Origin of the sequence: Amycolatopsis sp. GM8 (assembly GCF_021653975.1) — a bacterium.
GTDB lineage: Bacteria > Actinomycetota > Actinomycetes > Mycobacteriales > Pseudonocardiaceae > Amycolatopsis_E.
The window spans coordinates 74,104-86,190 of the sequence record NZ_JAJKFK010000012.1 but is presented as its reverse complement, the minus strand read 5'-3'; the positions used below and the strand labels follow the sequence as shown (position 1 = coordinate 86,190).

The window sequence follows — 12,087 nt, the reverse complement described above, 5'->3', positions numbered from 1 at the left end:
TCCGCCGCCGCTCGTGCCGCCGAGCGGTTGGGTGAAGCGCAGCGTGTGCTCACGCGGTGCAAGCACGCCGTTAGGGGTGGTCAGCGCGGATCGAGCCTCCGTAGGAGACCAACGGGAACAGGGCCGACCTGGGAATCGGCGTTTCTGTCGCTATGCCGACCTCGCGAGAGGAACAGGAATGACCTGCGGAAACGCTTGATCGGGTGTTGTGCCCCCGGCAGGATTCGAACCTGCGACACCCGCTTTAGGAGAGCGGTGCTCTATCCCCTGAGCTACGAGGGCTTGCGGGGCCAGCCTAGCGGCAGCAGCCGGTCGAGCGACAACCAACGTGGGCAATCGTGCCAAGATATCGACTCTTGCGCTACCAGTGGGTAACCTTCCGTGATCGGAGTCGGAAACCCCGCTCCCAGGAAAACCCCGGAGGGCCCGTTGATCAAGCTGGTGTTCGCCGATGACGAAGAGCTGGTCCGGTCGAGTCTGCGCGGCATGATGGGGGGCGCGCCGGACATCGAGGTCGTCGGCGAGGCCAGTGACGGACGTTCGGCGGTGGAGACCGCCCGCCGCGTGCATCCCGACGTCATGCTGCTCGACATCAAGATGCGCGCCCCCGACGACGGGATCCGTGCGCTCCGCGCCATTCTCGCCCTCCCGACACCGCCCGCGGTCGCGATGCTCACCACCTTCGACATGGACGAGTACGTCAGCCTCGCCCTGCGCCTGGGCGCCAACGGCTTCCTGCTCAAGGACATCGAGCCCGCCGCATTGCTGCGCGCGGTCCGCGACCTCGCCCGCGGCGGCGCGGTGCTCGATCCGGGTGTCGCGGCCCGCATGGTGCGCGCGCATCGCGAGGGTCAGCGCGCCGCGCAACCCGCGCGCAAGCTGCTCGCCAGCCTCTCCGAGCGCGAACGCGAGGTCGTCGCGCTCATCGGCCAGGGCCTGTCCAACGCCGAGATCGGGGGCAAACTCCACCTGTCCGAAGCCACCGTCAAGGGCTATGTGTCCGCGGTCCTGTCGAAAATCGGTGCGGCCAACCGGGTACAGGCGGCGCTACTCGCCTACCGGGGCGGTCTCTTGGACCAGCTTTAACAGGTTCTTAGGCGAGTCTCAGCACGGTCAGTAACACTGTCCACATGCGCATTCTCGTAGTCGACGACGATCGGGCGGTCCGGGAGTCCCTCCGTCGCTCCCTGGAGTTCAACGGCTACCAGGTAGAGCTGGCCGGGGATGGCGCGCAGGCACTGGAACGGGTCATCGCCGATCGTCCCGACGCGATGATCCTCGACGTCATGATGCCCCGCTTGGACGGCCTCGAGGTGGCCCGGCGACTCCGCAGCACCGGCGATGACCTGCCGATTCTCGTCCTCACGGCCCGCGACACGGTGTCCGACCGGGTGTCCGGCCTGGACGCGGGCGCCGACGACTACCTGCCGAAGCCCTTCGCGCTCGAGGAGCTCCTCGCCCGCCTGCGCGCGCTCCTGCGCCGGGCCGCGCCGGACAACCAGCCGGGCCCGAACGCCGAACAGTTCACCTTCGCCGACCTGACCCTCGACCCGGGCACCCGCGAGGTCCGCCGCGGCGAACGCGACATCAGCCTCACCCGCACCGAGTTCGCGTTGCTCGAGCTGTTCATGTCGTACCCGAAGCACGTGCTGACCCGCAGCCGCATCCTGGAAGAGGTGTGGGGCTACGACTTCCCGACCTCCGGCAACGCGCTCGAGGTGTATGTCGGGTACCTGCGCCGCAAGACCGAGGCGGACGGCGAGCCGAGGCTGATCCACACCGTCCGGGGGGTCGGCTACGTCCTCCGGGAAACCCCGCCGTGAGCCAAGCCGTGACCGAACCGGTTGCCATCGTCGCGGTCGGCACCAGGGCCGGGCGCAAGCCGAGGAAGCGCATCTCCCTGCGGGCCCGCGTCACGCTGCTGGCCGCGGCCTGTGTCGCCGGGGTGACGGCGCTGGTGTCGATCGGCGCCTACGTGACCGTCTACAACAACCTGTACCAGCAGGTCGACGACACCCTGCAGGTCCGCGCGATCGCCGCCGCGCAGGCCCCGCAGGTGCGCCAGGGCATCCAGCAGTACCCGGGGGCGCTGCTGAGCAGCACGGACATCCAGATCGCCGTGCTCGACGCCGACGGGGTGCCGCAGATCCCGACCGGCGGCCGGCAGCCACCCATCGGCCGGGTCGAGCTGGCCGTCGCGCAGGGCAGCGCGAACTCGTCGATCCGCACCGACACCAAGACCGACATGCGAGTCGTGGCGCTGCACTACGCGCCTGACCAGGCCCTCGTGCTCGCCCAGTCGCTGACGCCGACGAGGCAGACGCTCAACCAGCTGGCCATCGTGCTCGCGCTGATCGGTGGTGGCGGCATCATCGTCGCCGCCCTCGCCGGCACCGCGGTCGCGCGCACCGGGCTGCGGCCCGTCGAACGGCTGACCGCCGCGACGGAATACGTGACCCGGACGGGGGACTTGCGCCCGATCCCGGTCAGCGGTGACGACGAGCTCGCCCGCCTGACGACGAGCTTCAACACGATGCTCGGCACGGTCGCCGAGTCACAGGAGAGACAGCGGCAGCTCGTCGCCGACGCCGGGCACGAGCTGCGCACGCCGCTGACCTCCTTGCGCACCAACCTGGAGCTGTTGCTCTCCGCCAGCCGCGCCGGCGCGCCCACACTGTCCGAAAAGGACAGATCTGATATCGAGACCGATATCAAGGCGCAGCTGGACGAGCTGACCCAGCTCATCGGCGACCTGGTGGAGCTGGCGCGACAGGACGAGCCGCACACCCAGTTCGAGCGGGTCGAGATGATCGAGGTCATCGAGCGGGCGCTGGACCGGGCCCGCAGGCGCGCGAGCGAGATCGAGTTCGACGTGTCGCTGCAGCCGTGGGTGCTGACCGGCGACCACAGCGCGCTTGAACGTGCGGTGCTGAACCTGCTGGACAACGCCGTGAAATTCTCACCGGCCGGCTCGGCGGTCCGGGTCCGCATGCACCCGCTGGGCGACGGCACCGCGGTCATCGAGGTCGCGGACTCCGGACCGGGCATCGCCGAAGCCGATCTGCCCAAGGTGTTCGACCGGTTCTACCGCTCCTCGGAAGCACGCACCCTGCCCGGTTCGGGGCTCGGCCTGTCGATCGTGAAGCAGGCCGCGCAACGGCACGGCGGCGACGTGTACGCCGGCCGCGCGCCCGAAGGCGGCGCGCTGCTGACCATCCGGCTGCCAGGAGCACCCGGCTGAGCGAAGTCCTGCGGATGTTTGATCGTGTAGGATTTTGTGTAGTTGGCGAGAAACGGGAGCAGCGGTGCTGGCGCGGCAGCGGCAAGCGGTGATTCTGGCGGAGGCCCGGCGTACGGGTGCCGTCCGAGTCAGCGAACTCGTTGCCAGGCTGGGCGTTTCGGACATGACCATCCGCCGCGACCTGGACGTGCTGGCCGGCCAGGGGCTCGTCGAGAAGGTCTACGGCGGCGCGACGGCGAACCTCGGCAAGAGCACCGACGAGCCCGGTTTCGAGGCGAAGTCCGAACAGCAGCAGGCGCAGAAGGAAGCGATCGCGACGCTGGCGGCCGGACTCGTCCGGCCCGGCACGGCTATCGGTATTTCCGCGGGAACCACCACGTGGAGCTTCGCCCGTGCGCTCGACGCGGTGCCCGAGCTGACGATCGTGACGAACTCCATCCGGGTGGCCGACGTGCTGCGTGACTCGGCGCAGGCCGAGCGCACAGTCGTGCTCACCGGCGGCGTCCGCACACCCTCGGACGCGCTGGTCGGTGGGGTCGCCGTGGCCAGCCTCCGGCGGCTGCACCTGGACCAGGTGTTCCTCGGCGTGCACGGGATGTCCGCGGAAGCCGGGTTCACCACGCCGAACCTGGAGGAGAGCGAGACCAACCGCGCATTGGTCGAGGCCGGGCGGGATCTCGTCGTGCTCGCCGACCACACCAAATGGGGAATCGTGGGCATCTCCACGTTCGCCGATCTGGAAGAGGCCGACATCGTGGTGACCGACGACGGGTTGCCGACGGCGGCGCGGGAAACGCTGGACGAGCACGCCGGTGAGCTGAAGATCGCCGAAGTGGACGAGGGGGAGGAAAGTTGATACGCACGGTGCGGCACCTCGCCGACGGCAGGGAGATCATCTACTACGACGAGTCGCCGCGTGAGCGCACCGCCGTCGACACCCGGGACCTGCCGCCGGTCGCGGCGAGCTCGGAGATCCGCCGCGACCCGTTGACCGGCGAGTGGGTGGCGATGGCCGCACACCGGCAGACGCGCACGTACAAGCCGCCGGCCGACCTGTGCCCGCTCGATCCGAGCAACCCCGGAAAACCCACCGAGATTCCCGAATCCGACTACGACGTGGTGGTGTTCGAGAACCGGTTCCCCTCGTTCTCCCAGCACGTCACCGGTGAGCCGGGCACGGTCGACGGGATGGGCCTGGTGCCGTCGGCGCCGGGGCGCGGGCGGGCCGATGTCGTGTGCTTCACCAGTGATCACAACGGTTCCTTCGCGCAGTTGAGCCCGAAGCGGGTGCGCACGGTGGTCGACGCGTGGGCGGACCGTACCGCGTCGATGTCCACTTTGGAGGGTGTGGAGCAGGTCTTCCCGTTCGAGAACAGGGGCGAGGAGATCGGCGTGACACTCTCGCACCCGCACGGGCAGATCTACGCATATCCGTTCGTCACGCCCAAAACGCGGCAGATGCTCGAAACCGCCCGCGCCTACCAGGCCGAACACGGCCGCCACGTGCTCGGCGACGTGCTCGCCGCGGAGCGGAAGTCCGGTGTGCGGGTCATCGCGGAGGGCGCGTACTGGACGGCGTTCGTGCCGCCGGCGGCGCGCTGGCCGGTGGAGGTGCTGCTGGTGCCGCACCGCCAGGTGCCCGACATCCCCGCGCTCACCGATGCCGAGCGCGACGATTTCGCTGAGGTGTATCTGCAGGTTCTCCGCGCCTGCGATGCCTTGTACGATCGGCCGTTGCCCTACATCGCGGCCTGGAACCAGGCGCCCGTGCGCGTCGGTCGCGAGTTGGGCTGGCTGCACCTGGACCTGCTCTCGATCCTGCGCGCGAAGGACAAGCTGAAGTACCTCGCGGGCTCGGAGTCCGGCATGGCGGTCTGGATCAACGACGCCACCCCCGAGCAGATCGCCGACCGTCTCCGGGCGGTGCTTTAGCACGCGCGCCATACTCATGTGGGAACCTCAGGTTGGGCTCAGCCGGCTCTCAGGACCGACCAGCATGGTGAGGACATGACGGAGAACGACCCCAGCGCGTCACACGGCAGTGGTGCTCCGCAGGAGCCGCAGCCGGAACTGCCCCAGCAGCCGGAGCTGCCGTCGCAGTCGCAGGAGGACGCGAGCACGCCGCCGCGCGGGACTTCGTTCGGTGGGCCGCCGCCGAGCCCGTGGTCGGTGCAGGGTCAGCAGCAGACGTATCCCTGGACGTCGCCGTCGCCGCACCAGCCGCAGAGCCTGCCGTACAGCACCGCGACCTTCGCCGCGCCGCAGCCCCCGATCCCGCAGCAGCGCCGCGGTTCGGGCCGGCTCGTCGCGGGGGTCGCCGTGCTCGCGCTCGTCGTGGGCGGTGCCGCCGGTGGGCTCGGGGGCTATTTCGCGTCCGGGAACGCCGGTGGCGGCAACGCCTACAACGCGCTCAACCAGCCCGTGCCCAGCCAGCAGACCAGCAACGCGCCGGCAGGCAGCGTCGAATCGGTGGCGCAGAAGGTCTTGCCGAGCGTGGTCGAGCTCGTCGTGTCGGGCAGTCAGGAACAGGGCGAAGGCTCGGGCTTCGTGCTGTCGACCGACGGCTACATCCTGACCAACAACCACGTCGTGGAGGTCGCCGCGCAGGGCGGCAGCATCCAGGCGGTGTTCCAGGACGGGTCGAAGGCGGGCGCGTCGATCGTCGGCCGCGACCCGTCGACGGATATCGCCGTGGTCAAGGTGCAGGGCGTGAAGAACCTGACCCCGGTGGCGCTCGGCAACTCCGACCAGATGCAGGTCGGCCAGTCGGTGGTGGCGTTCGGTTCGCCGTTCGAGCTGACCGGCACCGTCACGTCGGGCATCGTGAGCGCGCTACACCGGCCGGTCCGCGCCGGTGGCAGCAGCGGCGACCAGGCGACGGTGATGAGTGCGATCCAGACCGACGCGGCGATCAACCCGGGCAACTCGGGTGGCCCGCTGGTCAACCTGGCCGGCCAGGTCATCGGTATCAACTCGGCGATCTACAGCCCGCAGTCCTCGGGCGGGCTCGGCCAGCAGCAGAGCGAGGCGACCAACGCCGGCATCGGGTTCGCGATCCCGATCAGCCAGGCGCGCCGGACCGCGCAGGAGATCATCGACACCGGGAAGGCCACGCAGACCTACATCGGCGCGACGGTCGCCGACGCGCAGTCGGGCGGGGCGCAGATCCAGAACGTCGGGCAGGGCAGTCCGGCGGAGCAGGCCGGGCTCAAGACCGGCGATGTGGTGACCAAAGTGGACAACCAGGTCATCAACGACTCGGACGGCCTGATCGCGGCGATCCGCACCCGCGCGCCGAACGACAAGGTGACGTTCACCCTCAGCGACAACCGCACGGTGCAGGTGACGCTGGGCGGACAACCGGTCCCGGTGAACTGACTTCCGACGCTCGGCCGCACGTGCGGCCGAGACCAACTCCGGGCTCCCGGCGATCCGTCGCCGGGAGCCCGTCTGGCGTTCAGCTCGCGGCGAGTTCGGTGAAGTGGCGCGAATCGTGCGCGCCGGCCCAGACGACGCGCAGCGATGCCTCGTCCGCGATCTCCTCCAGCGCGCCGATTCCCAGCCAAGCCCACGGAAACCAGGTGCTGTCGCCGACGCGGACGTGCCCGCGGCGCAGCGTGTGCCCGGGCTCGACCTCGATCACCACCCGGCCGTCCGGCGCGAGCAACTCCCGTACTCGCCGCAGCAGCGTGACGGGGTCGCCGCCGATGCCGATATTGCCGTCGGCGAGCAGGGCGTGCTGCCACCGTCCTTCACCGGGCACGCGGCCGAAGACGTCGCGTCGCAACGCGGAACCGCCACGCAGCCGGGTCAACCGGACCGCCGTGCGGGACACGTCGATGCCCAGCGAGCTGATCCCGCGCGCGGTCAGCTCGCTGGTCAGCCGGCCCGGTCCGCAGCCGATGTCGAGAGTCGGCCCGCTGCAGCGGGCCAGCATCAGTTCGTCGCCGAGGCACGGGTCGGCCGCCCAGCGTTTCGCCGGCAGTTCGATCCGTTCACCGTTGGCCAGTTCGAGCACGCAGCTGTTGGTGACGAGGGCGCTGTCGAAGGGACTCCTCACGATCGCGCCGCCGCGACCGCTTCGGCGAACCTGCCGCCACACAGGCTCGCCACCCGTTCGGCGTCCGCCATGGTGTCCACATCGGACAGTTCTGCGAGCTCGGTCGTGTTCAGCCCGGCTGCGGTCAGCGCCCGCAGCGTACGGATCCCGGTGTCGTCGCGGGACATCGGGACATCGGCCAGAACCCTTGCCGCAGAAGGGTTTCCGAGTCCGAGCGCCCACCAGCCGCCGTCCTGCGCCGGGCCGAGCACGGCTTCCCGCTCGGACCTGAGCAGTGCCCCGGACTCGGCGAGCAGGTCCGGGGTGACCTGCGGGGTGTCCATCCCGATCTGTAGCACCGGCAGGCCGGCGACGGCCGCGTCGCAGTGTGCGTTGGCGAGCCGCTGTGCGAAACCGTTGCCGCGCTGGCGAATCACGGTCATCGGCCACAGCGCGTGCGCGAGTTCGGCGGAACGGGCGGCCGTGGTGAAATCGCCGGTGGTCGCGACGAAGGGCACGGCGCCGGGCGTCGCGCCGACCGCGTCGAGCGTGTCGAGCAGCGCCGCGGCGGCGATGTCGGCGGCCTGCTCCGGCGTGGCCGGCGGGCACAGCCGGGTCTTGGCGAACCCGGGCACCGGCGCCTTGGCCACGACCAGCAGGCAGAACGCGCCGGTCATCCGCGCAACACCTTCGCCATGTCGCGGGTCGCGCGGAGCGTGCCGCGCACGGAGCCCGAGACCTTCGACTTCGTGCCGGCGGCCCGCGGCCGGTAGGCGACATCGAACTCCTCGATGCGCAGTCCCGCGCGGCCGGCCTTGATGAGTAGTTCCAAGGGGTAGCCGAAGCCGCGGTCGGCGATCCCCAGGTCGAGCAGCGTCCGGCGGCGGGCCGCCCGGATCGGCGCGATGTCATGCACCGGGACGCCTTGCCGTCGCATCAGTGTCGCGAGGAGCAGGTTGCCCGCGCGCGCGTGCCACGGCCAGGCGTCACGGGTCACGGGCACGCGCCGGCCGGCGGCGAGATCGGCGCCCCTGGCCACGATGTCGGCCATCGGGATCAGGTCGGCCGGGTCGAGGGAACCGTCGGCGTCGAGGAAGCACACGATGTCCGAGGTGGCGTACTCGAGTCCGGTGTGCACGGCGGCGCCGTAGCCGCGGCGCGGTTCGTGAACCACCTTCGCGCCGTGCTCGGCCGCGATTCGCGGCGAGTCATCCGTCGAGCCGTTGTCGACGACGATCGCGCGAAATCCTCGTGGCAGGGTAGACAACAAATTCGGCAGCGCCGCCGCTTCGTCGAGGCACGGCAATATGACGTCTGTTGGATCTTGGCTCACGCAACGGAAAGTAAGTCCAGGGTGGACAGAGCGGAACCCTTGCCGGCATTACCAAACCATGACGTGTGCCGAGTCCTTACCACTGTATGACGGTTTCCGGTGTTCACTGAGCGGGCGATCGCGGGGGCGTTAAGGTGCGCGCATGACCAGCGGGACTTTGCCTGCGCGGACCGCGGGGGAGAAACGGTCGCGAAAGCACTCCCGCGATCTGTGGGCGGTTCTGATCGCCGCCGTTCTCGTCGCGGTCGCGGTCGCCGTCGGGGCGTATTTGAACCGGCCCGGCAGTGGTGTCGTGCTGTGGGCGCCGGCTGCGCCGCTGTTCGCGCAATGGCTGCCACATTTCGGGCCCGGCACGCTTTTCGCGGTGCTGATCGCGATCGCGGTCGTGCTCTGGGGACCGGATCTCGCGGCCCGGCTGCCGTGGCGGTGGCTGCTCGCCGCCGGGTACGTGAGCTCGCTGGCGTGGACGTTCGCGCTGGCCATGATCGATGGCTGGCATCGTGGGTTCACCGACCGGCTCACCAATCCCAACGAGTACCTGCACGAGGTGCCCGGCATCACCGACATCCCGGCGATGCTGCGCCAGTTCTCGTCGCGGATCCTCGATTTCCAGCCGAACTCGTGGACCACGCACGTGTCCGGGCATCCGCCCGGCGCGACGCTCGTCTTCGTCTGGCTGGACCGCATCGGCCTTTCCGGTGGCGCGTGGGCGGCGACGGTGTGCGTGCTCGTCGGATGCCTGGTGACGGTCGCGGTCCCGCTCACGTTGTCGGCCCTGCACCGGTGCGACGCGGCCCGCGCGACGATCCCGTTCGCCGTGCTGTTCCCGGGCGCGGTCTGGATCGGGGTGTCCGCGGACGGCATGTTCGCGGGTGTGACCGCGACCGGGATCGCGCTGATTGCCGTTGCCACGCACGGGTTCCGTGCCGGCCGCTGGCACGCGGTGCCGCTGTCGGTGCTCGGCGGGGCGCTGCTCGGGTTCGGCGTGTACCTGTCCTACGGGCTGCCGCTGATCGGCCTGATCGCGTTCGCGGTGACCCTGCTCGGGGGCAGCCTCACCCGTGCGCTGCCGTTCGCGGTCGCCGGTGCGCTGGCCGTCGTCGTGGCGTTCACCGCGGCCGGGTTCTGGTGGTTCGACGGCTATCACCTGGTGGTCGAGCGGTACTACCAGGGCATCGCCAGCGCGCGGCCGTACTCGTACTGGGTATGGGCGGACCTGGCGGCGCTGGTGCTCGCGGCTGGTCCCGCCCTGGTCGCGGGCGTGCGGCGGGCCGCGGCCGCTTCGGTGCACTGGCGGCTGAGCAAGCGGTGCGATCCGGTGGTCCTGCTGGTCGCGGCCGCCGTGGTGGCGATCGTGCTCGCGGACGTCTCCGGGTTGTCGAAGGCCGAGACCGAGCGGATCTGGTTACCGTTCATGGTGTGGTTGCTGCCCGCGGTGTCGCTGCTGCCTTCGCGGCGGGGATGGCTCGCGGGGCAGGCGTTGACCGCGCTCGCGGTCAACTCGCTGGTGCTGACGTTCTGGTAGGTGGGTGTGGCGGAGACAGGTCGGGTGCTCGTCGTCGACGACGACGAGACGGTGCGCGACGTCGTGCGGCGCTATCTGGAGGCGAGCGGGTTCACCGTCGATGTCGCCGGGGACGGGGTTTCAGGGCTGCGGTCGTTCGCGGAACAACCGGCGGACGTCGTCGTGCTGGACGTGATGATGCCCGGGATCAACGGCCTCGAGGTGTGCCGGCGGCTGCGGCAGATGAGTCAGGTGCCGGTCGTGCTGCTCACGGCGCTCGGCGAGGAGGAGAACCGGATCGCCGGGCTGCAACTGGGCGCGGATGATTACGTGACGAAGCCGTTCAGCCCGCGCGAGCTGGCCCTGCGGGTCGGCTCGGTGCTGCGGCGCGCGCGGATGCCCGCGGTCGCGCCGGTGGTCGATGAGGCGGTGGACGGCAATCTGCGGCTGCAGCCCGGGGCCCGCCAGGCCACTTTGGACGGTGTCGAACTGCCTTTGACAGCAAGGGAGTTCGACCTGCTGATGTTCTTCCTGGCGCATCCGGGAGCGGCGTTTTCGCGGGCGGAGCTGCTGGAGAAGGTGTGGGGCTGGGATTTCGGTGACCAGTCCACGGTGACCGTGCACGTCCGCCGCCTGCGCGAGAAGATCGAACGGGACCCGGCGAAGCCGGCGCGGATCGCGACGGTGTGGGGCGTCGGGTACCGGTACGACCCGGTGTCGTCGTGAAGGGCCGGGTGGTGCCGCGATGATCCCGGCCGGTGAGACCTGGCAGCAGATGGTGTCGCATGTCTGGGCCATCCTGCCGCTGGCGCTGGGGTTCGCGTTGCCGGTCGCGCTGGTCGGCGGGCTGGTGCTGTACCTGCTGCGGCGCGGTTCGCTCGCCACGACGCTGACGGTGCTCGTGCTGATCCCGGTGCTGTCCACGCTGGCCGGCGTGATCGGGATCAGCGGGTTCATGTTCACCCCGACCCTGACCACGATGCTGCTGGTCTGCCTGCTCGTCGCGCTGGTGACGGTGCCCGCGGCGATCGTGCTCGGGCGGGCGATCGCGCGGCGCAGCGTGTGGGAGCGCGAGGCCCGAGAGCGCGAGCGCTCGGCGGAGGCGGCGCGGCGCGACCTGGTGGCGTGGATCAGCCATGACTTGCGCAGCCCGCTCGCCGGGATCCGCGCGATGGCGGAGGCGCTGGCGGACGGGATCGTCTCGGAGCAGGACGACGTCGCCGACTACGCGACCCGCATCAGCGGCGAGACGGCCCGGCTTTCGGGGATGGTCAACGACCTGTTCGAGCTGTCCCGGATCACCGCGGGCGCGCTGCGGCTGACGATGTCCGCGGTGCCGCTGCGGGATGTCATCAGTGACGCGCTCGCCGCGCAAACCGTTGTGGCGAACCAGAAGAAGGTGCAGGTCCTGGCCGACGCGGAGGAGTGGCCGGTGGTGACCGGCAGCGATCCGGAGCTGGCGCGAGTCGTGCGCAACCTGGTGTCGAACGCGATCCGGCACACTCCGCCGGACGGCACAGTCGCCATCCACGTCGGGGTCGAGGGGCAGGATGCGCTGGTCGCCGTCGACGACGGGTGCGGTGGGATCCCGGAGGACGAGCTGGACCGGGTTTTCGAGGTCGCGTTCCGCGGGACGCAGGCCCGCACCCCGGACCGCTCGGGCTCGACGGGCGGTGGTCTGGGCCTCGCGATCGCGAAGGGTCTCGTCGAGGCGCATCAAGGCCGGATCGGCGTGCGGAATCACGGCGACGGCTGCCGCTTCGAGGTCCGGCTTCCGCTGGCCGTGTTGTGATGCCTTAGCGCCCGTCGGCTGGTGCTGGTGCTGGTGCTGGTGCTGGTGCTGGTGCTGGTGCCGGTGCCGGAGCTGGTGCGGGAGCCGGAGCCGGAGCTGCTGCCGGTGCTGGTGCCGGAGCTGGTGCGGGAGCCGGAGCCGGAGCTGCTGCCGGTGCTGGTGCCGGAGATGGCGCCGG

General features: G+C 70.3%; 12 protein-coding genes and 1 tRNA gene. 9 read left to right on the top strand and 4 right to left on the bottom strand.

The annotated features are described in order from the left end of the window. Nucleotides 1-209: 209 nt before the first annotated feature. Nucleotides 210-282 (bottom strand) — tRNA-Arg (locus tag LOZ83_RS37145). 147 nt (nt 283-429) lie between these two features. On the opposite strand from LOZ83_RS37145, the gene LOZ83_RS37140 reads away from it, so the two are divergent. From LOZ83_RS37140 to LOZ83_RS37115, 6 genes are all read left to right on the top strand, one after another. Next, nucleotides 430-1,086: a response regulator transcription factor gene (locus LOZ83_RS37140; protein WP_236796562.1), complete on the top strand. Its 657-nt coding sequence runs from the start codon at nt 430-432 to the stop codon at nt 1,084-1,086. Nucleotides 1,087-1,130: 44 nt separating this feature from the next. After that, nucleotides 1,131-1,823 carry a response regulator transcription factor gene (locus LOZ83_RS37135; protein ID WP_236796561.1) on the top strand — a complete coding sequence of 231 codons (693 nt, stop codon included), beginning with the start codon at nt 1,131-1,133 and terminating at the stop codon, nt 1,821-1,823. An 8-nt stretch (nt 1,824-1,831) separates the two neighbouring features. Beyond that, nucleotides 1,832-3,241 (top strand): cell wall metabolism sensor histidine kinase WalK, encoded by a 1,410-nt coding sequence (locus tag LOZ83_RS37130; protein ID WP_236796560.1) that lies wholly within the window; start codon nt 1,832-1,834, stop codon nt 3,239-3,241. Nucleotides 3,242-3,305: 64 nt separating this feature from the next. Next, nucleotides 3,306-4,097, top strand: a complete 792-nt coding sequence (locus LOZ83_RS37125; RefSeq protein WP_236796559.1) for a DeoR/GlpR family DNA-binding transcription regulator — start codon at nt 3,306-3,308, stop codon at nt 4,095-4,097. Further along, nucleotides 4,094-5,173, top strand: coding sequence for a galactose-1-phosphate uridylyltransferase (gene galT / locus LOZ83_RS37120; protein ID WP_236796558.1), 1,080 nt, complete (start codon nt 4,094-4,096; stop codon nt 5,171-5,173). Before LOZ83_RS37125 ends, galT begins: the two co-directional genes overlap by 4 nt. 75 nt (nt 5,174-5,248) lie before the next feature. Continuing rightward, nucleotides 5,249-6,619 carry a trypsin-like peptidase domain-containing protein gene (locus tag LOZ83_RS37115; RefSeq protein WP_236796557.1) on the top strand — a complete coding sequence of 457 codons (1,371 nt, stop codon included), beginning with the start codon at nt 5,249-5,251 and terminating at the stop codon, nt 6,617-6,619. 79 nt (nt 6,620-6,698) lie between these two features. On the opposite strand, the gene LOZ83_RS37110 is transcribed toward LOZ83_RS37115, so the two are convergent. From LOZ83_RS37110 to LOZ83_RS37100, 3 genes are read right to left on the bottom strand one after another with little or no spacing between them, the layout of a single operon-like run. Next, nucleotides 6,699-7,301: a class I SAM-dependent methyltransferase gene (locus LOZ83_RS37110; protein ID WP_236796556.1), complete on the bottom strand. Its 603-nt coding sequence runs from the start codon at nt 7,299-7,301 to the stop codon at nt 6,699-6,701. After that, entirely contained in the window at nt 7,298-7,957 is a 660-nt protein-coding gene (locus LOZ83_RS37105; RefSeq protein ID WP_236796555.1) for a DUF2064 domain-containing protein, read from the bottom strand. The genes LOZ83_RS37110 and LOZ83_RS37105 overlap by 4 nt, the downstream gene beginning before the upstream one ends. Beyond that, complete coding sequence (locus LOZ83_RS37100) at nt 7,954-8,613, bottom strand: glycosyltransferase family 2 protein (protein ID WP_236796554.1); 660 nt, start codon at nt 8,611-8,613, stop codon at nt 7,954-7,956. The genes LOZ83_RS37105 and LOZ83_RS37100 overlap by 4 nt, the downstream gene beginning before the upstream one ends. Before the next feature lie 142 nt (nt 8,614-8,755). Between LOZ83_RS37100 and LOZ83_RS37095 the strand changes: the two genes are divergently transcribed. From LOZ83_RS37095 to LOZ83_RS37085, 3 genes are read left to right on the top strand one after another with little or no spacing between them, the layout of a single operon-like run. Further along, the gene (locus tag LOZ83_RS37095; protein WP_236796553.1) at nt 8,756-10,138 is read left to right on the top strand and encodes a hypothetical protein; all 1,383 of its coding nucleotides are present in this window, start codon (nt 8,756-8,758) and stop codon (nt 10,136-10,138) included. Nucleotides 10,139-10,144: 6 nt separating this feature from the next. Next, complete coding sequence (locus tag LOZ83_RS37090; RefSeq protein WP_236796552.1) at nt 10,145-10,843, top strand: response regulator transcription factor; 699 nt, start codon at nt 10,145-10,147, stop codon at nt 10,841-10,843. 19 nt (nt 10,844-10,862) lie between these two features. Beyond that, complete coding sequence (locus LOZ83_RS37085) at nt 10,863-11,909, top strand: sensor histidine kinase KdpD (RefSeq protein WP_236796551.1); 1,047 nt, start codon at nt 10,863-10,865, stop codon at nt 11,907-11,909. Nucleotides 11,910-12,087 lie beyond the last annotated feature (178 nt).

Excerpts from the sequence above, each read along its gene's own strand:
- LOZ83_RS37135 (WP_236796561.1), top strand. The coding sequence starts at position 1,131 with ATGCGCATTCTCGTAGTCGACGACGATCGGGCGGTCCGGGAGTCCCTC.
- LOZ83_RS37115 (WP_236796557.1), top strand. The coding sequence starts at position 5,249 with ATGACGGAGAACGACCCCAGCGCGTCACACGGCAGTGGTGCTCCGCAG.
- LOZ83_RS37105 (WP_236796555.1), bottom strand. The coding sequence starts at position 7,957 with ATGACCGGCGCGTTCTGCCTGCTGGTCGTGGCCAAGGCGCCGGTGCCC.
- LOZ83_RS37095 (WP_236796553.1), top strand. The coding sequence starts at position 8,756 with ATGACCAGCGGGACTTTGCCTGCGCGGACCGCGGGGGAGAAACGGTCG.
- LOZ83_RS37085 (WP_236796551.1), top strand. The coding sequence starts at position 10,863 with ATGATCCCGGCCGGTGAGACCTGGCAGCAGATGGTGTCGCATGTCTGG.